Annotated in this window: 22 protein-coding genes; 14 read left to right on the top strand and 8 right to left on the bottom strand. The window is 56.8% G+C overall.

Annotated features, from left to right (window positions below):
• The first annotated feature begins 296 nt into the window (after nt 1-296).
• Entirely contained in the window at nt 297-1448 is a 1152-nt protein-coding gene (locus RHM56_RS07405) for a M14-type cytosolic carboxypeptidase (protein WP_322240029.1), read from the top strand.
• Nucleotides 1449-1501: 53 nt separating this feature from the next.
• A complete protein-coding gene (locus RHM56_RS07400; RefSeq protein WP_322240027.1) occupies nt 1502-2812 on the top strand; it encodes a protein kinase in 1311 nt (436 codons plus the stop codon).
• A gap of 53 nt (nt 2813-2865) precedes the next feature.
• Here the strand turns inward: RHM56_RS07400 and RHM56_RS07395 are convergent, their stop codons facing one another.
• Both RHM56_RS07395 and RHM56_RS07390 read right to left on the bottom strand, forming a co-directional pair.
• Entirely contained in the window at nt 2866-3570 is a 705-nt protein-coding gene (locus RHM56_RS07395; protein ID WP_322240025.1) for a YebC/PmpR family DNA-binding transcriptional regulator, read from the bottom strand.
• 99 nt (nt 3571-3669) lie between these two features.
• A complete protein-coding gene (locus RHM56_RS07390) occupies nt 3670-4527 on the bottom strand; it encodes a LysR substrate-binding domain-containing protein (RefSeq protein WP_322240023.1) in 858 nt (285 codons plus the stop codon).
• Nucleotides 4528-4644: 117 nt separating this feature from the next.
• On the opposite strand from RHM56_RS07390, the gene RHM56_RS07385 reads away from it, so the two are divergent.
• Nucleotides 4645-5754, top strand: coding sequence for a 2-aminoethylphosphonate--pyruvate transaminase (locus RHM56_RS07385; protein WP_322240021.1), 1110 nt, complete (start codon nt 4645-4647; stop codon nt 5752-5754).
• Between the two features lie 70 nt (nt 5755-5824).
• Complete coding sequence (gene phnX / locus RHM56_RS07380) at nt 5825-6652, top strand: phosphonoacetaldehyde hydrolase (RefSeq protein ID WP_322240018.1); 828 nt, start codon at nt 5825-5827, stop codon at nt 6650-6652.
• 95 nt (nt 6653-6747) lie between these two features.
• Here phnX and RHM56_RS07375 read toward each other — a convergent pair whose 3' ends face one another.
• Entirely contained in the window at nt 6748-7308 is a 561-nt protein-coding gene (locus tag RHM56_RS07375; protein WP_322240016.1) for an NAD(P)H-dependent oxidoreductase, read from the bottom strand.
• Between the two features lie 196 nt (nt 7309-7504).
• Between RHM56_RS07375 and RHM56_RS07370 the strand changes: the two genes are divergently transcribed.
• Together RHM56_RS07370 and RHM56_RS07365 are read left to right on the top strand one after the other, a co-directional pair.
• The gene (locus RHM56_RS07370; protein ID WP_322240014.1) at nt 7505-7753 is read left to right on the top strand and encodes a hypothetical protein; all 249 of its coding nucleotides are present in this window, start codon (nt 7505-7507) and stop codon (nt 7751-7753) included.
• A 95-nt stretch (nt 7754-7848) separates the two neighbouring features.
• Complete coding sequence (locus RHM56_RS07365; RefSeq protein ID WP_322240011.1) at nt 7849-8760, top strand: LysR family transcriptional regulator; 912 nt, start codon at nt 7849-7851, stop codon at nt 8758-8760.
• A gap of 17 nt (nt 8761-8777) precedes the next feature.
• Here the strand turns inward: RHM56_RS07365 and RHM56_RS07360 are convergent, their stop codons facing one another.
• The 4 genes from RHM56_RS07360 to RHM56_RS07345 form a co-directional block, all read right to left on the bottom strand.
• The gene (locus tag RHM56_RS07360; protein WP_322240009.1) at nt 8778-9350 is read right to left on the bottom strand and encodes a GNAT family N-acetyltransferase; all 573 of its coding nucleotides are present in this window, start codon (nt 9348-9350) and stop codon (nt 8778-8780) included.
• 80 nt (nt 9351-9430) lie between these two features.
• Nucleotides 9431-10189, bottom strand: a complete 759-nt coding sequence (gene dnaQ, locus RHM56_RS07355; protein ID WP_322240007.1) for a DNA polymerase III subunit epsilon — start codon at nt 10187-10189, stop codon at nt 9431-9433.
• Nucleotides 10182-10634, bottom strand: coding sequence for a ribonuclease HI (gene rnhA, locus RHM56_RS07350; protein ID WP_322240005.1), 453 nt, complete (start codon nt 10632-10634; stop codon nt 10182-10184). Before rnhA ends, dnaQ begins: the two co-directional genes overlap by 8 nt.
• Before the next feature lie 90 nt (nt 10635-10724).
• Nucleotides 10725-11483 carry a methyltransferase domain-containing protein gene (locus RHM56_RS07345; RefSeq protein WP_322240003.1) on the bottom strand — a complete coding sequence of 253 codons (759 nt, stop codon included), beginning with the start codon at nt 11481-11483 and terminating at the stop codon, nt 10725-10727.
• Between the two features lie 124 nt (nt 11484-11607).
• Here RHM56_RS07345 and gloB point away from each other — a divergent pair, with 124 nt between their 5' ends.
• The 8 genes from gloB (at nt 11608) to fabI (ending at nt 22236) form a co-directional block, all read left to right on the top strand.
• Entirely contained in the window at nt 11608-12387 is a 780-nt protein-coding gene (gene gloB / locus RHM56_RS07340) for a hydroxyacylglutathione hydrolase (protein WP_322240001.1), read from the top strand.
• Nucleotides 12388-12486: 99 nt separating this feature from the next.
• The gene (locus tag RHM56_RS07335; RefSeq protein ID WP_322239999.1) at nt 12487-13887 is read left to right on the top strand and encodes a LysM peptidoglycan-binding domain-containing protein; all 1401 of its coding nucleotides are present in this window, start codon (nt 12487-12489) and stop codon (nt 13885-13887) included.
• 157 nt (nt 13888-14044) lie between these two features.
• Nucleotides 14045-15874, top strand: coding sequence for an extracellular solute-binding protein (locus RHM56_RS07330; RefSeq protein WP_322239997.1), 1830 nt, complete (start codon nt 14045-14047; stop codon nt 15872-15874).
• Entirely contained in the window at nt 15871-17715 is a 1845-nt protein-coding gene (locus RHM56_RS07325; RefSeq protein ID WP_322239995.1) for an extracellular solute-binding protein, read from the top strand. The genes RHM56_RS07330 and RHM56_RS07325 overlap by 4 nt, the downstream gene beginning before the upstream one ends.
• Nucleotides 17716-18789, top strand: a complete 1074-nt coding sequence (locus RHM56_RS07320) for a microcin C ABC transporter permease YejB (RefSeq protein ID WP_322239993.1) — start codon at nt 17716-17718, stop codon at nt 18787-18789.
• A 1-nt stretch (nt 18790) separates the two neighbouring features.
• Complete coding sequence (locus tag RHM56_RS07315) at nt 18791-19810, top strand: ABC transporter permease (RefSeq protein WP_322239991.1); 1020 nt, start codon at nt 18791-18793, stop codon at nt 19808-19810.
• A gap of 1 nt (nt 19811) precedes the next feature.
• Nucleotides 19812-21422: an ABC transporter ATP-binding protein gene (locus RHM56_RS07310; RefSeq protein ID WP_322239989.1), complete on the top strand. Its 1611-nt coding sequence runs from the start codon at nt 19812-19814 to the stop codon at nt 21420-21422.
• 19 nt (nt 21423-21441) lie between these two features.
• Nucleotides 21442-22236, top strand: a complete 795-nt coding sequence (fabI, locus tag RHM56_RS07305; RefSeq protein WP_322239987.1) for an enoyl-ACP reductase FabI — start codon at nt 21442-21444, stop codon at nt 22234-22236.
• Nucleotides 22237-22448: 212 nt separating this feature from the next.
• Here the strand turns inward: fabI and RHM56_RS07300 are convergent, their stop codons facing one another.
• Nucleotides 22449-23690 (bottom strand): MFS transporter, encoded by a 1242-nt coding sequence (locus tag RHM56_RS07300; protein ID WP_322239985.1) that lies wholly within the window; start codon nt 23688-23690, stop codon nt 22449-22451.
• Nucleotides 23691-23866: the final 176 nt, after the last annotated feature.

The following is a 23866-nucleotide window of genomic DNA, read 5'->3' as shown; positions in this document are numbered from 1 at the left end:
CAGCGTGCTTCAGGCTAATGAAGTCTGGTGTGCGGCCGGTTTTTTTCGGTGGCCGCTACGATGCCGGCGATGATAGCAAAAGAACATCGACGAACGGAAGCCTGAAGCCCAAGACTATGGACGTAATGGCAATTTAGCACTTGAGAATCACTCTCAAAAACGCTATTCTCGCCCAGCGTCAAGGATGACGCCCCCCTCCTTGCCTCCCCCAGCCTTTCCTCCAAAATTGCGTATTGGCGCGTCGCAATTGCGATGTAAAGTAGCGACCACAATTATCTGATTCCAGGATTTGGACGATGACCGTGGCGCCCTCCGCACTTCATATCAGCAGCGACTTTGACAGTGGCAACATTCACGTACTGGATGCCAGCAACCCGCTGCACGTGCGCCTGGCAATCAAACCAGACACCAAGAGCCCACATTTTCAGTGGTTCCACTTCAAGGTCGATGGCTTGAGCCCTGGCCAGACTCACCGCTTTGACTTGAGTAACGCCAGCCAGTCTTCCTACAACAAAGCCTGGGATGGCTATCAAGCGGTTGCGTCTTACGATCACGAAAACTGGTTTCGCGTGCCCACGCAATTCGACGGCACCGCACTGACCTTCAGCCTTGACGCCGAACAGCCGCACGTCTGGTTTGCTTACTTCGAACCTTACAGCCGCGAGCGTCATGAGCAACTGGTCAAGAACGCACTTCAATGGTCCGGCTGCGAAGTGCTGGCAACCGGTAAAAGCGTCGAGGGCCGTGCCATCCCGTTGCTGCGCAAAGGCAACGGCGCCAGTCACAAACACAAGATCTGGATCATTGCTCAACAGCACCCTGGCGAGCACATGGCCGAATGGTTCATGCAGGGCGTCCTTGAGCGCCTGGAGCAAGGCAGCGACCCGCAGCTGCGCAAGTTGCTCGACTATGCCGACCTGTACCTGATCCCCAACATGAACCCGGATGGCGCCTTTCACGGGCATTTGCGCACCAACGCCAACGGTCAGGATTTGAACCGTGCCTGGCAAAACCCCGACCCGCAGATCAGCCCCGAGGTGTTCTTCGCTCTGGAGCAGATGGACACGTATGGCGTCGACCTGTTTCTGGACATTCACGGCGACGAAGAAATCCCCTACGTGTTCACCGCTGGCTGTGAAGGCAACCCTGGCTACACCAAACACCAGGCCCGACTGGAAGCGCATTTTCGCAACCATCTCAGCGACCTGACCCATGATTTCCAGACCGAGCATGGCTACACCCGCGACGAGCCGGGGCAAGCCAACATGACCCTAGCCTGCAACAGCGTCGGCCAACGTTTTGATTGCCTGTCGCTGACCCTTGAGATGCCCTTCAAGGACAACAACGATGCACCTGACGCGATCACCGGCTGGTCAGGAAAACGCTCCATGCAGTTGGGTAAAGATGTGCTGAGCACGCTGTCGGGCATGGTGCGTGAGCTGCGTTGACACCATTCACCTGTGCACTTTCTACTACGGATACGAGTACTCAAAGCCTGCTTATGGATACCCTCGCTAAACTGCGCGCCGGCCAATTGGTCGGCCACAAACGTCTGGATCTGTCGTGCGGGCTGACTGAATTCCCACAAGAGATTTTCCAACTGGCTGACACCCTGGAAATCCTCAACCTGAGCGGTAACGCGCTTAGCCATTTACCCGACGACCTGCATCGACTGACGCATCTGCGCATTCTGTTTTGCTCGGACAATCAGTTCACCGAGCTGCCCACCTGCCTGGGACAGTGCGCGAAATTGAGCATGATCGGCTTCAAGGCCAATCAGATCAAAAGCGTGCCCGCCGCAGCACTGCCACCGTTGTTGCGCTGGTTGATCCTGACTGACAACTGCATCCAGCAACTGCCCGAAGAACTCGGCCAGCGGCCATTGCTGCAAAAACTGATGCTTGCAGGCAACCGTCTGCAACAGTTGCCTGCAAGCCTGGCCAACTGTGAGCGGCTGGAGCTGATCCGGCTGGCCGCCAATCAGTTCAGCGAATTGCCTGAGGTCGTGCTGGCACTGCCGGGGCTGAGCTGGCTGGCTTACGCCGGGAATCCGTTGCGTGAGGACGCCAGCGCCCTGCGCGAAGCCGACAACACGCCTGACATCGACTGGTCGCAGCTTGCGCTAGGGCAAAAACTGGGCGAAGGCGCTTCAGGCATCATTTACCAAGCGCAGTGGAGCGCTCCCGGCCAGCCGGATCAGGCCGTGGCGGTCAAACTGTACAAAGGCGACATCACCAGCGACGGCTCGCCGCTCAATGAAATGAACGCCTGCATCGCGGCTGGCCAGCATCCAAACCTGATCAATGTGCTGGGCCGTGTGGCGGGCCATCCCGAACAACAGGCCGGGCTGGTCATGGCATTGATCGACCCCTCGTTCATGAACCTTGCCGCCCTGCCCAGCTTCGCCACCTGTAGCCGTGATGTGTATACCGACAGCACGCGCTTCACCCCAGACAGTGCCTTGCGCATCGCCCGCGGTATTGCCTCGGCGGCGGGCCACTTGCATGCGCAAGGCATCTGCCACGGCGACTTGTACGGGCACAATATTTTGTTCAATGCCGAAGGTGACTGCCTGCTCGGTGATTTCGGAGCGGCGTGTTTCCATGCCCTCGACGACAGCCCGCAGAGCCGTGCGCTACAGCGCATCGAAGTACGTGCATTCGGGATTTTGCTGGGGGAATTGCTGGAGCGGATCGACTCAGGCTTGAGTGATCAACAGAGGGCCTCGTGGGAGGATTTGCAGCAGCGTTGCACTCAACCCGACGTGTTGGAGCGGCCCGATTTTGCGCAGATAACCCAGCTCTTGGGATAAACCCTTGATCGTGTAGCCGCTGCGCAGGCTGCGGCTACAGGTTTACCTCTAAATCAAGCCAGGGCTACGAACAGGTCCTGCACGTCGTCCTGTTCTTCAAGCTTGGCCAGGAACTCCTGGACTTCAGCCATTTGTTCGTCAGTCAGGCTGGTCACCGGGTTTTTCGCCTGGTAGCCCAACTTGGCCGATAACACCTTGAAACCCTGCTCTGGCAACGCCTTTTGCACGGAGTCAAGATCAGTGATTTCGGTGACGAACAAGGTGGTGCCTTCTTCTTCACCCGGCTCAAAATCCTGAGCACCGGCTTCGATGGCAGCCATTTCTGGATCAGCGTCCGGCGTCTCAGGCGTGGCTTCGATCATGCCGACATGGTTGAAGTCCCACGCCACCGAACCCGAAGCACCCAATTGGCCCTTGCGGAACGCTACACGGATCTCGGCAACGGTACGGTTAATGTTGTCAGTCAGGCACTCAACGATCAGCGGCACCTGGTGCGGGGCAAAGCCTTCGTAGGTTACGCGGTGGTATTGCACTGCATCAGTACCAATGCCCGCACCTTTGTTGATCGCACGCTTGATGGTGTCTGCTGGCATCGAAGCTTTTTTGGCTTGCTCATAAACCAGACGCAAATGCGAGTTCATGTCCGGGTCGGCGCCGTTACGGGCCGCTACTGTCAGCTCCTTGGCCAACTTGCCGAAAATTTTGCCGCGTGCATTGGCGGCGTCCGCTTTGTGTTTAACCTTCCACTGTGCGCCCATTACTCATTCTCTCAATCGTGTGTGTCGCGGCATTGATTGGCCGTCGAATGGGCGCAAGTTTATACGGCTAAAAGTCGTCAATCGACCAAAAATTCCAAATTACGCAGCCAACTCCATAAACGCCTTGATCAAACGCAGCTGTGCGCGGCGCTCCATACAGCCCAGCATGTGGCGGTTGGTCAGCCCTGAACCATTGATCGGCACCGCACCGACCCGCGGGTCGTGACTGACTTCAGCCGACGACACAATGCCGATGCCCAACTGCGCGGCCACCGCTTCGGTGACGGCTTCGCGGCTATCCAGCTCCAGCAGCACCCGCGGACTGACCCCGGCGGTGTCACAGGCATTATCAAAGGTGCGACGGGTAATCGAGCCGGGTTCGCGCAGCACCATGATCACCGTGTCGAGTTGCGCAATGTCGATGCCCTCCGCCCGCGCCAGCCACGGATGACTGGCGGGCACCAGAGCGCAAATCCGCGACTCACTCAATGCGCGCAGGGTCAGGCCTTTGCGCGGCTCAACCTCGGTCAACACAGCCACATCGACATGCTCGGCGAGCAGCGCGGCCAAGGTTTCCTGAGCATTGCCCAAACGCAAATTGACCGTAATTGCGGGATAGCGCTCGCGCAGGCTCGCCAGCATCGGCATCACCAGGTGCGGGCCATCTGCTGCCACTTCCAGCCGCCCGCTGAGGAGTTGCCGGTTGGCCTCCAGCAGCACCTGCGCCTCATCCACCAGGCCGAACATGGCGCGGGTAATGGCCGCAAGCTTAGTGCCCTCCTCGGTCAACTCAACACGCCGCGCGGTGCGCCGCAGCAAGGTGATTTGATAATGCTCCTCAAGGGCTTTGATATGCCCGGTAACCGCTGGCTGGCTGATGAACAGGCGCGCAGCCGCCCGCGTAAAGCTGCCTTCGCGGGCCACTGCATCAAATGCGCGGAGCTGAAATAAATTCATATCTATAAGTCTCACCGATGACTGGCATAACAATAAACAATTTGATTGATACAAGCGCGAACTGCAACGTATGCCGGGTATATCAGTCGCCATCCCAACGCTTGTGAGGAACCCAGAATGACCTCTGTTACGCCGATCCTGCTGACTCCGGGCCCACTGACCACCTCGCTACGCACCCGCCAGGCAATGATGACCGATTGGGGGTCATGGGATGACCGCTTCAACCAACTGACCACCAGCCTCTGTGAACAGCTCTTGGCGATCATCAATGCTGGCGACACTCATCACTGCGTGCCATTGCAAGGCAGCGGCACATTTGCGGTCGAGGCCGCGGTTGGCACACTGGTGCCACGAGACGGCAATGTCCTGGTGTTGATCAACGGCGCCTACGGCAAACGTCTGGCGAAAATCTGCCAGGTCCTTGGTCGTCGTTTCACGGCCTTTGAAACCGCCGAAGACCAACCGACCACCGCAGCCGACGTAGACCGCCTGCTGCATGCCGACCCGAGCATCAGCCACGTTGCCTTGATTCACTGCGAAACCAGTACCGGGATTCTGAATCCGCTGCCAGAGATTGCTGCCGTCATCGCCCAACATGGCAAACGTCTGATCATCGACGCGATGAGTTCATTCGGCGCGCTGCCTGTCGACGCACAAAAAGTGCCGTTCGATGCGCTGATCGCTGCGTCCGGCAAATGCCTGGAAGGCGTACCCGGCATGGGGTTTGTATTCGCCTGCAAACAGTCGCTGGCCAATGCGGCGGGCAACTCGCATTCGCTGGCGCTGGACCTGCAAGACCAACAGGCCTATATGGCCAAGACCGGCCAGTGGCGCTTTACCCCGCCGACTCATGTGGTCGCGGCACTGCATGAAGCTCTGCTGCAATACAACGAAGAAGGCGGTTTGCCTGCACGCCATCAGCGCTATGCCAACAACTGCCGGACATTGATCGATGGCATGGCAAAACTGGGGCTGCGCAGCTTCCTGCCCGACGCGATCCAGGCGCCGATTATCGTCACCTTTCATACCCCAAACGACCCGCGCTATCAGTTCAAAACCTTATACGAACGGGTTAAAGCCAAGGGTTTCATTCTGTATCCCGGCAAATTGACCCAAGTCGACACATTCCGCGTGGGCTGCATCGGGCACGTCAATTCAGCCGACATGCACGCTGCCGTGAATGCCATCGCCGAAGCGTTGCGCGAAATGGAAGTGCTGGACATCTGATTCCGGCTTGCCCTCAAAACACACCCAATTCATTCGTGCGGCCAAGGTCGCTCACACAGGATTCACAGACATGAACTACACCAACCCCAGCAAACTTCAGGCAGCCATTCTCGACTGGGCCGGTACAGTGGTCGACTTCGGCTCGTTCGCCCCTACCCAGATTTTTGTCGAGGCGTTTGCCGAGTTCGGCGTACACGTCTCTATTGAAGAAGCCCGCGGCCCGATGGGCATGGGCAAGTGGGACCACATCCGCACCCTGTGCGACCAACCGCAGATCACTGAGCGTTACAAAAAAGTGTTTGGCCGTGCACCGACTGACGACGACGTGACTGCGATTTACCAACGCTTTATGCCGATGCAAATCGAGAAAATCGCTGAGCACTCGGCGCTGATCCCCGGCGCACTGCACTCCATCGCCGCGCTGCGCGAGCAAGGCATAAAAATAGGTTCGTGTTCAGGCTACCCGGCCCAAGTGATGGCCAAGGTAGTAGAGCTGGCCGCGACCAATGGCTACGTCGCTGACCACGTGGTGGCGACCGACGAAGTGCCCAACGGTCGCCCATGGCCCGCTCAAGCGCTGGCCAATGTGATCGCGCTGGGCATTGAGGATGTGGGGGCCTGCGTGAAAATCGACGACACCGTGCCCGGCATCCTCGAAGGGCGTCGTGCTGGCATGTGGACCGTCGCGCTGGTGTGCTCTGGCAACGCACTGGGCCTGACCTACGCGCAATACCGCGCACTGGACGCCGACACGTTGAACGCAGAGCGAAAGCGTATTCACGCGCTGTTCGAGGGCTCGCGCCCGCACTACCTGATCGACACCATCAGCGACATGCCAGAGGTCATTAGCGATATCAACAAGCGCCTGGCAAATGGCCAAATGCCGCAAAGCAGCTGACCGCCCCTGTAGAAGCGAGCTTGCTCGTGATCTTTTGAACGTTAAGAAAGATCTCGGGCCAACTCGCTCCTGCGATTAATCGAGCGTTGTTTGAATCACGCTTTTTTCAGCAATTCGACCCACTGACTGTAAGCGTCGATAAAGGTCTGCAAGAACGGACGGGTTTTTTCCGACAATGCACCCGACTCATCAAATACGCTGCCCGCACCGCCCAAGTAAGCCTCCGGCTGTTGCAGGCATGGGACGTTCAAAAATACCAGCGATTGACGCAGATGGTGGTTGGCGCCAAAGCCGCCGATAGCACCCGGCGAAACGCTGAACACAGCGCCTGGCTTGCTATTCCAAACACTTTTGCCATACGGGCGCGAGCCTACGTCGATGGCATTTTTAAGCGCTGCCGGAACCGAACGGTTGTATTCAGGCGTCACAAACAGCACGGCATCGGCCTGCTGCACCTGATCACGAAAAGCACTGTAGGCCGCAGGTGGCGGAGTGACATCAATGTCTTCGTTATACAGCGGCAAATCGCCGATCTCGACAATATTCAGTTTCAAATTCGCGGGGGCCAGTTCTGCCAGGGCGTGGGCTACTTTTCGATTGAGCGAATCCTTCCTCAAACTGCCAACTAGCACTGCTACGTTGTAGACCTTGCTCATGGAAAACTCCGAGTCTGTGACGGTAGGAAGATTAGTTATAGATGATCGGGCGCCTTTCTTGCACCTCTGTTTACCCTATCGGCCTGCAAGCCTGTAAAGTAGCCGGACTATTTTTTCCAAATCGTTAAACTTCCCCTACTGATCAACGGTCTACAGAACCGAAAATTGGGTGTTTATCTCCAGAGGTTCTCTACAAATGGCTGCAGTTTTAGTTGGGCAATTTCATGCAAGAGACGCGGAAGGCCGCGTTTATTCTGTGCATGAGTTTAAAAATTCCGATACCGCAGACGGTCAGCCCGTAATCACCTACAAACTGGCTATTGGCGATCGCGTAACAAAAATCAGTGAAACTGAGTTCAAACTGGTCCAATCGGACGTTCAGCTGATTCGCGAACCTGAAAACCCAGTGACTCAAAAGCCTGACACGCTCCAAACGTCTGTATAACTCATTGCTCCCGGCATACCGCTGAAGTCACAGGATGAGACTTGGGTCAGGCTTGGCAACGCTGAAACCTCATCCGTTGAATATGGACTTCACGCATGCGTTTACGCCACATCGAAGTGATCCAGGCCATTGTGCAAACCGGCAACCTCGACCATGCGGCCGAGTGGCTGCAATTGCCAGTGGCCACTCTCAGCGCCACGCTGCATGAAGCCGAGCAACAGCTCGGCTTCATGCTGTTTGCCAGCGTTCGCGGGCGGCTTCAGGCCACGCGTGAAACCCTTCTGCTGCAACCTCTGGTCAATCAGCTGTATCTCGACGTCGAGCCACTTCGCAGGCTTGGCGAAGCGTTGCGCCAGCATCAGGAACCGACCTTGCGTGTCGTGTGTAGCGAAACCCTGGCGCAGCCGTTGCTGCCCCACAGCATTGCAGCACTCAGAAGGCGTTTTCCTGACACACCCGCCACCTTGAGCTGCCAGCCTCACGCCGAAATCGTGCGCAGCCTGTTAATGGGTGAAAGCGATGTAGGCCTTGGCTTGCACCCGACCGAGCAGCCGGGCATTGACTGCCTGAAACTGGTTCAGGGCAAGGTGCAACTCCTGGCGCCCCACGGCTGGCTATCCCCCAAGCAAAAATACATCGCCCTGCACGACCTGGCCGGGCAAGCCATGATCGGCCTGCAACAGCACGACCCATTGAGCCGGACTCTGGACAGCAAGCTACACACCTTGCGCCCGACGCCGGTGGTGCACATTGAGGTTCAGAGCTATCAGATGATGCGCAGCATGGTTGAGGCGGGCGAAGGGCTGGCGTTGGTTGACCCGTTCACAGCCATTGGCGCCAAAATCAGCGGGCTTGATGTGTGCCCCTTGTCACCCGCGGTTCCGGTGACATTATATGCGTTGACACGCAAAGGCTCGGAGCCCGGCCCGGCGCTTAAGGCCCTGCTCGCTATCGTGCGTGAAAAAGCTGAAGCTTTGCTGGCAGATCAGGGTGTCGTCACCCTTTAAACCTCAGCGGTTACACATCACAGACGGTTCTCAAACAGCAGGTACCAAAAAATCGCCACTTCGCAGGTCTGCGGGTCGATCCCGCGATAGCGTAAATAATCGATGCCGCCTACCTGATACCCGCAACGCTCATACAAGCGGCAGGCGCCCAGGTTGTTGTTTTGGGTTTCGAGCACGATCCCCGGCAGGTTTTTCTTGTGGCTCCAGAACTTGACCACGTCCAGCAATGATTTGGCCACGCCATGACGGCGGGCGCACGCCGCGACAGCCAGTTCATCGACATGGGCGAAACCATTCCAGTTAGTGCTGACCACCACATGCCCTACCGGCTGATCATCCAGATAGGCCATGAAAATTGCGCTGTCCGGTGCCCCCAGATAGCTGGCAAATTCATCCGGGTCAATGCCATAGCACTTGCGATAGGGCGTGATCATGTCTAAGGGCCAGTGTTCGACCTTTTTGTGGCGATCGGCACGGGCATAGGCATTGACTTCAAAACTGAAATCATTGCCCCACACATAGGGGGCAAAGCCTTCATCAGCCAAACGAACCGAGACAACGGGTTGCTTGGGGTTCATAACCAGACGCATGAAAAATCCCTCTTTCTTGCTGTGAAATGCCCCTGCGCAAGCCATCGCAGCCTGCGACAGCCAGAACAACCCTCGCAGGTTTACTGTAAGGTCTGGCCTTTCGCTTCGATGAGCTGGGCCCATAAAGACGGACCACCTGCCGATTTAGCAATGGTCTCAAGGCGCGCCGCATGCTCGGCCAAGTCGCTTTCACTTGCACGAATAATCCGACCAGTTTGACGATCCGCTGACAAACGGCGAATTTCACTGGCCTGGCTGCCGGAACCCTCGCCAGAGCCATTACCGTCTGAAGCATTGCCAGCCAGTGACAAGCTGGTCTGGCCGCCGGTCATGGCCAGATAGACATCGGCCAAAATCTCGGAGTCGAGCAACGCGCCGTGCAATTCACGGCCCGAGTTGTCAACGCCATAGCGTTTGCACAAGGCATCAAGGCTGTTGCGCTGCCCCGGGTGACGCGCACGCGCCATCATCAGGGTGTCGAGGATCGTGCAGTGCTGTGTCAGGTCAGTGCGGTCCGACTGCCCGATCAGGGCAAATTCGTTATTCAGAAAGCCCACGTCAAACGCGGCGTTATGAATGATTAACTGCGCGCCTTTGATGAAGTCAAAAAACTCATCGGCGACTTCGCCGAAACGCGGTTTTCCGACCAGAAATTCGTTGGTAATACCGTGGACGCCGATAGCACCCTCGTCACTTTCACGATCGGGTTGCAGGTACACGTGAAAATGACGGCCCGTCAGGCGACGCCCCATTAATTCCACGCAACCAATCTCGATCACCCGATGGCCATCGGTGACGGGCATACCGGTGGTTTCGGTATCGAGTACAACACTACGCATGCTTGGCGCCTCTCATTTCATCCACACCGCGATTGGCCAACTGGTCGGCACGCTCATTGCCCGGATGACCAATGTGCCCACGAACCCATTGCCATTTGACGGTGTGGCGATTGACTTGCTCATCGAGCAACTTCCACAGGTCGGCGTTTTTAACCGGCTCTTTGGCGGCAGTTTTCCAACCGCGTTTTTTCCAGTTGACCATCCACTCAGTGATGCCTTTCATCACGTATTGCGAGTCGGTGACCAACAACACCTCACACGGGCGCTTGAGTTCTTCAAGGCCACGAATGGCCGCCATCAGCTCCATGCGGTTGTTGGTGGTATTGGGTTCACCGCCCCAGAGTTCTTTCTCTACGCCCTGGCAGACCAGCAAAGCCCCCCAGCCACCCGGGCCAGGATTGCCCTTGCAAGCACCATCGGTGAACATTTCAACGCTATCGCTCATTGCAAACTATCCAGAAAAGGCTGCTACGGCCTGTCAATCACGTGATGATCGACAGCACCTGAGGCCGGGCTAACCCGACCCGCTATTTAATTAGGGTTCTGTATGACGCCGATTGATCTTGGCCATCTGCAAGGGAATCAGCTTGCCCTTCGGCTCTCGGCGTAATGGCTTGACGGGGCGCAAGCCCACCACCATTTTGCGAGCAACCAATACATAGAAGCCGCCACCGGCCAATTGCCAGCTACCCGCCTTGCGCTCCCAACCTGACAAACGACCTTGCCACGCCTTGGAAGCAAGCGGCGGACGATAGCATCCGAAGCGGCGTTTCTCCAGCGCAAAGCCCAGCAGATTCAGCCAGTCGGCAACCCGTGAAGGTGAAATGCAACGCGCCTTGCGCAGCGCATCCTTGGCGAAAACATGCCGCAAACCCCAACTGCTCCACGGGTTGATGCCCACGATCAATAAATGCCCGCCGGGGCGTACGCTACTGGCCGCCTCACGCAGCAACCCGTGGGGCGACAGGCAAAAATCCAGGCCATGCTGCAACACCACCACATCGGCGGCATGCTCGCACAACGGCCAGGACTGCTCTTCACAAATGATCTCGACACCCGGCAAAGGCGCGCCCAGGCGCACATTGCGTTGAACTTGCGGCGCCTTGGGCGGAGTATCGGCAGCCGGGCCGTAATGCACCAGATAACCGCCAAAATAGCGCCCCAGCTCTTCCTCAAGCACCCGTTGCTCGTCTTCCAGCAGCAACTGGCCAAGGGGGCCAGACAGCCATTCGCGGGCCGAGCTGATCAGTGCCAGCCACTCAGGATCCGCCTGAGCCAATGCTTTATCGGTCATTGCTCCTCCACCTCGCCATCCACCTGTTACAAAACTTACGCACGGCTGACGCTTTAAAGCGGCTCGCAATAAAACGTCAACAGCCCCTAAGATGCGCCATTGTTTCGCACTTGGGAATTGCACCATGTTACAGATCGACGCCCTGCCCGCCTTTAGCGACAACTACATCTGGTTGTTACAGGATACGACTCAAAAGCGCTGTGCCGTGGTCGATCCGGGTGACGCCGCGCCAGTCCTGGACTGGTTAAACCAGCACCCTGACTGGGTGCTCAGCGATATTCTGGTCACCCACCACCACTTCGACCACGTCGGCGGCGTCGAGCAACTGTATGAAAAAACCGGCGCCAAAGTCTGGGGCCCGGCACTGGAAAACATCCCGGCACGGCACGTGGCGCTGAACGATAACGATCAGATCAATGTGCTCGGCCATGAGTTCAAGGTGTTTCTGGTACCTGGCCACACCCTGGGCCACATTGCTTACTACCACGCCGATGCTTCAGCCCCGTTGTTGTTTAGCGGCGATACCTTGTTCGCTGCCGGCTGTGGCCGGTTATTCGAAGGCACGCCCGACCAGATGCACCACTCGCTGAGCCGACTGGCAGCTTTGCCAGCGCACACAGCGGTGTACTGCACTCACGAGTACACCCTGAGCAACTTGCGTTTTGCCGTCGCCGTAGAACCAAAAAACCCGCATATTGCCGCCAGAATGGCGCAAGTGACGGCCTGGCGTGCAGAAGGAAAGATCAGTTTGCCTTCCAGCATTGCGCTCGAATTGCTCACGAATCCCTTTTTAAGGGTCAATGAAACATCCGTTAAAGAAAAAGCTGACGAATGGAGCAAGCAGGACAATGACTCGCCCAGCGCGGTCTTTGCGAGCTTGCGCAGTAAGAAAGATACATTCTAATCAGGGTCGCGGTTGGCACAAAAATTCTGAACGGTTGACCGCGCCCCCCCTGCTTTCTAGAATCGCCCGACATTTTTGCCCGAAACTATTTTTCTGCCAATGTCGTCATCTATAGGTAACTCCATCAGTTCAGACGCATTGACGCGCTTGGCTAAAGCCATCGCGGTGACTGTGGCTGCCACATTGGCGGGCTGTCAAAGCTTCGATCATTCGACCCAAACTGTCGAACGCCCCAACCTGAAACTGACCAAACGCATCCCGCAGGAGCCGCTCTGGCTCAAGGAAAAGCCTGGCCCCGCAGCCCCGCAAGATGTGTGGGAGCGGATGCGCCAGGGGTTCCAGTTGCAAGAAGGCCTGGGCGTCAACCCGCGAATCGAACAACAACGCTTGTGGTTTGCCAGCAACCCTTCATTCCTGGAAGGCGCCGGCGAACGCGGCAGCCTGTACATCCATTACATCGTTGAGCGTCTTGAAGAACGCAACATGCCACTCGAACTGGCGTTGTTGCCAGTGATTGAAAGTGCCTACAACCCAATGGCGTATTCCCACGCCAACGCGGTCGGGCTCTGGCAGTTCATTCCCTCGACCGGTCGTTATTTCAATCTGCGTCAAACCCGCGCCTACGATGGACGTCGCGACATTACCGCCTCGACATTGGCCGCCATGAACTACCTGACGCGTCTGCACGACATGTTCAACGGTGACTGGCTGCTGGCCCTGGCGGCCTACAACGCGGGTGAAGGCACGGTTAGCCGGGCCATCGAGCGCAACGAAAAGCTTGGCTTGCCGACCGACTACTGGAACCTGCCCCTGCCGCAGGAAACCAAAGACTACGTCCCCAAGTTGCTCGCGCTGTCGCAAGTGGTTCTGGCCCCTGAAGCTTATGGCATCAACCTGAACCCGATTGCCAACGAACCTTACTTCGAAATGGTCGAAATCAAACAGTCCATGGACCTGTCCCGTGTGGCAGCCTTGGCTGAAATCGACGAAGACGAAATGTTCCAGCTCAACCCTGCTTACAAACAGCGCGCCACGACTGATGGCCCGCAGAATTTGTTGGTGCCAACCTCTAAAGCACGGCTTCTGACAGCCAGCCTGTCGAACCTCAAGCCTGAAGAACTGATCAGCATGCGTCCCAAAAAGGCGGTGTTCGATAATGTGGCCAGCAATCCACCTGCACGCCTTAATCGCAAGTACCGGGTTAAAAGTGGCGACAATCTGACCTTGATTGCCAAAGCCAATAAAGTCGATGTCAAAGACTTGCAACGCTGGAACAAACTCAGCGGCAAAAACCTCAAGGCTGGCCAGACGCTGGTCATGCAAGACACACGCAAACCGGTCGCTAAAAAAACCACCACTTACACGGTAAAAAAAGGTGACTCGCTGTACATCGTTGCCAAACGTTTCAACATTGAGATGCAACACCTCAAACGCTGGAATCCAAGTTCGGCCAAGGCACTCAAACCCGGCCAGGTCCTGACGGTCTACAAACCGCACTAAGCGCCTCTGACGGGTTAAATGCGGGCAATCACATTCCTACAAAATTGCAGGAAGTGGATTGCCCGCAACGCTTTCTGGAGTGGCCTTTTTCCTACAGATACAAGCTGTTACTGTACGGAAACCTTAAGCCCAATGCCCGGATCGAATACCTGACTTGATGCGTCTTCTTCTGCTGATTTTGATCAATCTGGCTTTGAGCTTCCCAGCAAGCGCAACCCTGAGCGAAAGCCACGGTTATGCACAGTTCGGCACACTCAAATACCCGTCTACGTTTACCCATTTCGATTGGGTCAACCCCGACGCGCCTAAAGGCGGGACGCTGCGGATCATGGCATTCGGCACCTTCGACACGCTCAACCCGTACACTTTCAAAGGCAGCAGCCCGGTATCGACTGGCAACTTCCTGCAATACGGGGTCAACGAGCTCAACGAAACCCTGATGGCGGGTACTGGCCAATACGCCCCCTCAGGCGATGAACCAACGTCCAGTTATGGCTTGATTGCACAATCGGTGGAGTACAACGAAGACCGCAGCTGGGTGGTGTTTAACCTGCGGCCAGAGGCGCGTTTTCACGATGGCACGCCGATCACTGCCTACGATGTAGCGTTTTCTTACAACTTGCTACTCAAAGAAGGCCACCCCCAGTACCGGACCAACCTGCAAGAAGTCCAGCGCGTGGACATTCTGGGCCCCAAACGCATCCGCTTTGTATTCAAGCGTGCCGGTAACCCGCTGCTGATTTTGCGTCTGGGCGAGTTGCCTGTGCTGCCACAGCACTACTGGGCGAAACGCGACTTTAAGGCCACGACATTTGAGCCACCGCTGGGCAGCGGGCCCTACCGCATCACCAAGGTCACCCCCGGTCGGCAAGTGGTATTCGAGCACGTCAAAAACTGGTGGGGGGCCAATCTGCCGGTCAATCGAGGGAAATACAATTTCGACCGGGTTGAAGTTGAGTTCTATCGTGACAGTGACGTCGCGTTTGAAGCTTTCAAAGCCGGGGAGTTCGACATTTACATCGAGCATCAGGCCAAGAACTGGGCCACCAGTTACAACTTCCCGGCGGTACGTCGTGGTGATGTGATCAAGGCTGAAATCACCCACAAAATCCCGACCCAAACCCAGGGTCTATTCATGAACAGCCGCCGCGGCACCTTCGATCAAGCAAAGGTTCGCGAAGCGCTAGGGCTAATGTTCGATTTTGAGTGGACCAATCGCACCTTGTTCTACGGCGCTTACCAACGGGCCGCGAGTTTTTACCCCAACAGTGAGTTTTCAGCCAGCGGCATAGCCCAAGGCCATGAGTGGCTGATGCTCTCGCCTTGGCGCAATCAGTTGCCGCCAGAGCTGTTCACCCAAGCCTTTGGCCTGCCCAAGACCGATGGCCGAGGCATCCCCCGCGAAACCATGCGCCATGCGCTGGAGCTATTGGCACAAGGTGGCTGGAAACTCTCCGGCCAGCGCCTGCTCAACAGCGAGGGCAAACCCTTAAAGTTCGAAATATTACTGGTCAATCCTAACCTTGAGCGCATATTGCAGCCCTACGTAGAGAACCTGGCCAGTATCGGAATAGAGGCCCGCCTGCGTACCGTGGATCGTGCGCAATACAAGCAGCGGCTGGACCAGTTCGACTTCGACATGATCCTGATGACCCTCGACCAAACCCTGAGCCCTGGCCTTGAGCAGTGGCAGTACTTCCACTCCTCCCAGGTCAACGTCAAGGGCAGCAAGAACTATGCGGGGGTTGCCAACCCGGTGGTCGATCAATTGCTTGAAAAACTGCTCGCCGCACAAACCCGCGAGGAGCAACTGGCTGCTGGCCGGGCCCTGGACCGCGTCTTGCTCTGGCAGCACTACATCATTCCCAACTGGTATCTGAACTACCACCGCCTGGCGTACCGCAACCGGTTCGCCTTTGTGACTACGCCGCCTTACACCTTGGGCCTTAGCGCGTGGTGGCTTAAGCCTACGGAGAAAACCCGATGATGCCTTTGCGTACGTGGCTAAAACCTCTGATCAGCCTGTTATTGGCCAGCCTGACCAGCGTCGCGCTGGCAGCGCCGCAACATGCGTTGACGCTCTACGATGAGCCGCCCAAATACCCGGCCAACTTCAAGCATGTCGACTACGTCAATCCGGATGCACCCAAGGGCGGCACCTTTCGCAAGTCGTCGGTAGGCAGTTTTGACAGCCTGAATCCGTTTATCAACAAAGGCGTGCCCGCCGATGATATTGACCTGACCTTCGACACCCTGACCCGTCAGACGCTGGACGAACCTTTTACCTCCTATGGTTTGATCGCCCAAAAAATCGAAAAGGCGCCCGACAATAGCTGGGTGCGTTTTTACTTGCGACCTGAGGCCACGTTCAGTGATGGCCACCCGATTCGCGCCGAAGACGTGGTATTCACCTTCGATACGCTGATGAAAAACGGCTCGCCGCTGTACAAGGGCTATTACAGCGATGTCGACAAAGCCATTGCGGAAAACCCGCTGCAAGTGAAGTTCACCTTCAAGCACAACAAGAACCGCGAACTGCCGCTGATTCTGGGCCAACTGCCGGTGCTGCCCAAACATTGGTGGGAAAGCCGCGACTTCGGCAAGGGCAATCTTGAAATCCCTGTAGGCAGCGGCCCCTACACCATCGCCGAGATCAAGCCCGGTCGTTCCATTCGTTACGAGCGCAACAAGAACTATTGGGGAAAAGACCTGCCCATCAACAAGGGCCTGTACAACTTCGATGCGATTACCATCGATTACTTTCGCGACAACAGCGTTGCCTTTGAAGCGCTCAAGGCTGGGCAATTTGATTACTGGTTCGAGATCAGCGCCAAAAATTGGGCCAGTGCCTACAACGCCCCTGCGTTCACCCAGGGTCGCTTGAAAAAAGAAGAAATCCGCAACCACAACCCGACTGGCATGCAAGGGTTTGTGTTTAACCTGCGCAAATCGATGTTTCAGGATGTGCGGGTTCGCGAAGCGTTGAGCCTGTTGTTCGACTTTGAATGGGCCAACAAACAGTTATTCAGCGGCGCTTACGCCCGCACCGGCAGTTACTTTGAAAACTCGGAAATGGCCGCCAAGGCCCCGCCCACCGAAGCAGAACTGGCTATTTTGGAACCCCTGCGCGGCCAGATCCCGGACCAAGTGTTCACTGACGTCTTCAAGCCAAGTGTCACCGACGGCAGCGGCATGATCCGCGAGCAACAACGCAAGGCCTATAAATTGCTGCAAGAGGCCGGCTGGCGCATCGTCGACGACAAGATGGTCGACGCCCAAGGCAAGCCGGTCAAGATTGAGTTTTTGTTGGCGCAATCAGAGTTCGAACGCATTCTGTTGCCTTACAAACGCAACCTCAGCGACCTGGGCATAGAGTTGCAAATTCGCCGTGTCGACACCTCCCAGTACCTGAACCGCTTGCGCTCACGAGATTTCGACATGATTGTCGGTGGTTTCCCACAGTCCAACTCCCCAGGCAGCGAGCAACGCGAGTATTGGGAGTCGCAGAGCTACGACAAACCCGGCAGCCGCAATTTCATTGGCCTCAAAGACCCGGCCATTGATCAACTGACAGAAGGCCTGATCAATGCCGAAACCCGTCAAAGCCTGATCGACCACGCCCGAGCGCTGGATCGCGTATTGCAATGGGGCTTCTATGTCGTCCCTAACTGGCACATCAAAACCTGGCGCGTGGCCTACTCAAGCAACATCGGCCACCCGGCGGTCACCCCGCTGTACGACATCGGGACCGCTACATGGTGGGCAAAACCTGACACCAAACCCATGACTCCTCCTACTGAACCCACAAGCGAAAGCCTGGAGCCTTAAATGCTGGCGTATATATTCAGGCGACTGCTGCTGATTATTCCGACGCTATTCGGGATTTTGCTGATCAACTTCATCATCATCCAGGCGGCCCCCGGCGGCCCGGTCGAGCAAATGATTGCCAAGCTCGAAGGCTTTGACGGCGCGACCAGCCGTATCGCCGGCGGTGGCTCCGAAGTCTCGGTGGCAGGCTCTAACTACCGAGGCGCACAAGGCCTGGACCCGGCGTTGATCCAGGAGATCGAAAAGATGTACGGGTTCGACAAGTCAGCCCCCGAGCGCTTGTGGATCATGATCAAGAACTACGCCCAACTGGACTTCGGCGAGAGCTTTTTCCGCGACGCCAAGGTCATCGACTTGATCAAGGAAAAAATGCCGGTCTCCATCTCGCTGGGGCTGTGGAGCACGCTGATCATGTATTTGGTGTCGATCCCGCTGGGAATCGCCAAGGCGACGCGACACGGCAGTCACTTTGACGTCTGGACCAGTTCGGCAATCATTATCGGCTATGCGATTCCGGCCTTTTTGTTTGCCATTCTGCTGATTGTGGTCTTCGCCGGGGGCAGCTATCTGGACTGGTTCCCGCTGCGCGGCCTGACCTCCAACAACTTCGATCAGTTGAGTTGGGGTGGCAAGATCCTCGATTATTTCTGGCACCTGGCGCTTCCCATCACTGCCTTGGTCATCGGCAACTTCGCCACCATGACGTTACTGACCAAAAACAGCTTTCTGGATGAGATCAACAAACAGTACGTGGTGACCGCCAAGGCCAAAGGGCTGACCAATCATCGCGTGCTCTACGGACACGTGTTTCGCAACGCCATGTTGCTGGTGATTGCGGGTTTCCCGTCAGCCTTTATCGGCATCTTCTTTACCGGCTCATTGCTGGTCGAGGTGATTTTTTCACTGGACGGGCTGGGGCTGATGAGTTTTGAGGCGGCGATCAATCGCGATTACCCGGTGGTCTTTGGCACCCTGTTCATCTTCACGCTGGTCGGACTGGTGGTGAAGTTGATCGGCGACCTCTCGTACACCCTGGTTGATCCGCGCATCGACTTTGAAAGCCGGGAGCATTGAGATGAAACTGTCCCCTCTCAACCGACGACGTTTCGAACGTTTCAAAGCCAACAAGCGCGGCTGGTGGTCGCTGTGGATGTTCCTGGTGCTGTTCGGGCTCAGCCTGGGTGCCGAACTGATCGCCAACGACAAACCCCTGATGATTCATTACGACGGCGACTGGTACTTCCCTGCCCTCAAACGCTACCCCGAAACAGATTTCGGCGGCGAGTTCCCACTCGAAGCCAACTACAAAAGCCCGTACATCCGCGAACTGCTGGCCAAGAAAGACGCCTTGATCGTGTGGCCCCTTATCCCGTACAGCTATCAGAGCATTAACTACGACCTGAAAGTCCCGGCGCCTGCGCCACCCTCGGCCGAAAACTGGCTAGGCACCGATGATCAGGGCCGAGATGTGTTGGCCCGGGTAATTTATGGCTTTCGAATTTCGGTGTTGTTTGCCCTTACGCTGACTGTTTTGAGTTCGATCATTGGCGTGATTGCGGGCGCCCTTCAGGGCTTCTATGGCGGCTGGGTCGACCTCGCAGGCCAGCGCTTTCTGGAGATATGGTCAGGTTTACCGGTGCTCTATCTGCTGATCATTCTGGCCAGCTTCGTGCAGCCCAACTTCTGGTGGCTGCTGGGGATCATGCTGCTGTTTTCCTGGATGAGCCTGGTTGATGTGGTACGCGCCGAATTTCTGCGTGGGCGAAATCTGGAATATGTGCGAGCAGCCCGTGCGCTGGGCATGCAAGACATGGCAATCATGTACCGCCATATCCTGCCCAACGCCATGGTCTCGACCATGACCTTTATGCCGTTTATTTTGACCGGTGCCATTGGCACCCTCACTGCGCTGGACTTCCTGGGCTTTGGCCTGCCTCCAGGCGCGCCATCACTCGGCGAACTGGTCGCCCAGGGCAAATCCAACCTGCAAGCGCCGTGGCTGGGCATCAGTGCCTTTGCCGTGCTGGCCATCATGCTCAGCCTGCTGGTGTTTATCGGCGAGTCCGCTCGCGATGCCTTCGACCCGAGGAAATGAGATGACGCAGGACAATCTGATCGAAGTGCGCGATCTCGCCGTCGAGTTTTCCACGGGCGAGCAATCACACCGCGTGGTGCAAGGCATCAACTTCGACATCAAGCGCGGTGAAACCCTGGCGCTGGTGGGCGAAAGCGGCTCGGGCAAGTCAGTGACCGCACATTCCATTCTGCGACTGCTGCCCTACCCTATGGCGCGTCATCCGAGCGGCAGCATTCAGTACGCAGGCCAAGACCTGCTACATCTGGATGAGAAAAAACTCAGGCATATCCGTGGCAATCGAATTGCCATGATTTTCCAGGAGCCCATGACCTCGCTGAACCCGCTGCACTGTATTGAAAAGCAGATCAACGAAGTGCTGGGCATCCACAAGGGACTGACCGGCAAAGCAGCCACGAGGCGCACCCTTGAGCTTCTGGAGCTGGTCGGCATACCTGATCCCCATAAACGCCTAAAAGCGTTGCCACACGAGCTGTCAGGCGGCCAGCGCCAGCGGGTCATGATCGCGATGGCCCTGGCCAACGAGCCTGAACTGTTAATTGCCGACGAACCGACCACCGCGCTGGACGTCACCGTGCAGCTGAAAATTCTGGAATTGCTGAAGGAATTACAGGCGCGTCTGGGGATGTCGCTGTTACTGATCAGTCACGATTTGAACCTTGTTCGACGAATTGCGCATCGAGTATGTGTCATGCAGCGCGGTTGCATCGTCGAACAAGCATCGTGCGAACAGTTGTTCCGTTCGCCACAGCATCCGTACACCCGGGAACTGCTCAGTGCAGAGCCCAGCGGAAACCCGGCCAATACGGTTGGAGGCCCGCCGTTGCTGGAAGTCGAGGACCTGAAAGTCTGGTTCCCGATCAAAAAAGGACTGTTGCGCAAGACAGTTGATTACGTGAAAGCGGTCGACGGAATAAACTTCAGCCTGCCTCAGGGCCAGACCCTGGGCATTGTAGGAGAAAGCGGATCGGGTAAATCGACGCTGGGTCTGGCGATTTTGCGTTTGATTGCCAGCAAAGGCCCGATCAGTTTTGAAGGCAAACGGCTAGACTGTTTGTCGCGACAAGCAGTAAGACCCCTGCGACGGGAAATGCAGGTGGTGTTCCAAGACCCGTTTGGCAGCCTCAGCCCACGCATGAGCGTCAGTGAGATTGTCGGCGAAGGCTTGCGCATCCACCGCATGGGAACTCCCGAGGAGCAGGAAAAGGCAATTATTGAAGCCTTGAGAGAAGTAGGTCTGGATCCGGAAACCCGGCACCGCTACCCTCACGAGTTTTCTGGCGGGCAACGGCAGCGCATCGCCATTGCCCGGGCACTGGTATTAAAACCGGCGCTGATTGTGCTGGACGAGCCAACCTCTGCGTTGGACCGTACGGTACAGCGCCAGGTAGTCGAGTTGTTACGCTCGCTGCAAACCAAGTACAACCTGACCTATTTGTTTATCAGCCATGACCTGGCGGTAGTCAAAGCGTTGAGCCACCAATTGATGGTGGTCAAGCACGGCCAAGTGGTCGAACAGGGTGATGCGCAAAGTATCTTTGCCTCACCGCAACATCCATATACACAACAGCTGCTGGAAGCCGCCTTTTTGGCACCAGTGGCTGTCGATTAACCTGATAGAGGAACAACACATGGGTTTTCTCGCCGGTAAGCGCGTCCTGATCGTCGGTGTCGCTAGCAAATTGTCCATCGCTTCTGGCATTGCTGCCGCCATGCACCGTGAAGGCGCTGAACTTGCTTTCACTTATCAGAACGAAAAGCTTAAAGGCCGCGTTGAAGAGTTCGCAGCAGGCTGGGGCTCGAACCCGGAACTGTGCTTCCCTTGCGACGTTGCCAGCGATGAAGAAATCGCCAAGGTTTTCGAAGAGCTGAGCAAAAAGTGGGACGGCCTGGACTGCATCGTTCACTCCGTAGGTTTCGCCCCTGGCGACCAACTGGACGGCGACTTCACAGACGCTACCACCCGTGAAGGCTTCCGCATTGCTCACGACATCAGCGCCTACAGCTTCGTGGCCCTGGCCAAAGCTGGTCGCCCGATGATGAAAGGCCGCAATGGCAGCCTGCTGACCCTGTCCTACCTGGGTGCAGAACGCACCATGCCTAACTACAACGTGATGGGCATGGCTAAAGCCAGCCTGGAAGCGGGTGTACGTTACCTGGCAGGCAGCCTGGGCCCTGAAGGCACTCGCGTTAACTGCGTATCGGCTGGCCCGATCCGCACGCTGGCAGCTTCTGGCATCAAGAACTTCCGTAAAATGCTGGCGGCCAACGAGGCGCAAACCCCGCTGCGTCGCAACGTGACCATCGATGAAGTCGGCAACGCCGGCGCCTTCCTGTGCTCCGATCTGGCATCGGGCATCAGCGGCGAAATCATGTACGTAGACGGCGGCTTCAACACCACCGCGATGGGCAGCCTCGAAGAGTAACCTCTTCGCTGTAGCCGCTACGCAAAACGCCCGGCGCATTGACTGCACCGGGCGTTTTTCGTTTAAGGCCTGAAAATATTCGCACGCATGACTCTTCGCTGCGCAACCCGTCAACGACGACACATTTCGCAGAGGCAAGCCCGGTACTGTAACGCTGCTCGTGTTGTTAACGACTTAAACGGTTTTGGAAGACTCGCGGGTTTTACGCCCGGTTAGGCTTTTGTCTCACGGCTGAAAAGGACGGCTCCTAGCCCTGCCAAGGCAAAACACGCTGACAAGTACGGAATGGGCTGCGCACCCACCAGATTGATCAAAAGACCGCCGAGCAGTGAACCCACGCCGATGGCGGCGTTGAACACAGACACGTTGATGGACGTGGCCGCATCTGCCCCACCTGCGATTTTCGACGCTTCCTTGAACACCAGAGTCTGCAGCAGAACCGGAAGCGCGCCGTAGGCAGCGCCCCAAGCCGCGAGCGCAATAAAGAGCGTTGCGTGACTGACAGTGGATGCATTCATGCAAGCCAGGCTCACCGCCAGAAGCGCACTCACCAAACCCAGGCTGGCTCGCGGGGCTCTGGAGGCAAGAGGACCGACCGCAAAATTGGTCATAACCCCCGCAGCCCCGTAAACCAGCAGCAGCATGCTGATCTGGCCCGCACTCTGCCCGGCGACCTGTTCGAGATACGGAGCAATGTAGGTATAGGCCAGGAAGTTGCCTGTCACGACAAGGGCGGTGATGCCAAAAATCGTCAGCAGCGCGCTGTTTTTAAGCACCGCAGACATGGCCCCGCGCTTGGCAGCCCTGGAGAGACGAACCGCCGGGACAGACCACACAATCAATGTAAAAACGATCAGGCTCAGCACGGACAGCGCTGCGAATACCGCGCGCCAACCGTACAGATCCCCCAACAGCGTGCCCGCAGGAATGCCGAGTACGGTTGCCAGCGAAACACCGCCAAAGACGATGGACGTCGCACGCACGGCATTGCGGGCAGCAACCAGATGCACAGCGGTGACGACCGCCGTTGACCAGAACACGCCTATCGCGGCGGCAACCAGGATACGACCGATAAACACCACAAAATAACCGGACGCCAGAAATGTGATCAGATTTCCGACACAACAGACGGCCAAAAGGCCTGCCATAAGCGCCTTGCGATTGATAGAGCCCAGCAGACTTGTGAGCGGCGCAGCGGTCAGGGCAACCATAAAGGCAAAGATCGTGACCAAATAACCGACAACCCCCAACGATACGTTGAGCCCTTCGGCCATAGCCGGTAACACGCCGACAGGCATGAGTTCGGTGCTGACAAAGGAAAAGCACCCCAGGCTTAGAGCGAGCACAGCACCTGCACTCCGTGCTCTGGAGATTTTTACCCCGTGAGGATGCGACGTTGAATGGGCTCCCGCTGACACGGGATCAGCACTCGAGTCTGTAATGGTTGATTGCATAATTTCACCCTGAAGCCTGTGAATGGGTTGAGCGCAACACACCGGATGACCTCTGACACTCAATTGGCGTCATCAATGTTGCGGCACGTGGGCGCCAAAGCAGCTTGGGAACAAGTCTGGGATTTAGCTGACAAAATTGCGATAGCATGAAAATCACAATACCTATGCGCCGGAGT

The organism is Pseudomonas sp. CCC3.1 (assembly GCF_034347405.1).
Classification (GTDB): Bacteria; Pseudomonadota; Gammaproteobacteria; order Pseudomonadales; family Pseudomonadaceae; genus Aquipseudomonas.
The sequence above is the reverse complement of the archived record's forward strand: the minus strand, read 5'-3'. Positions and strand labels throughout refer to the sequence as shown.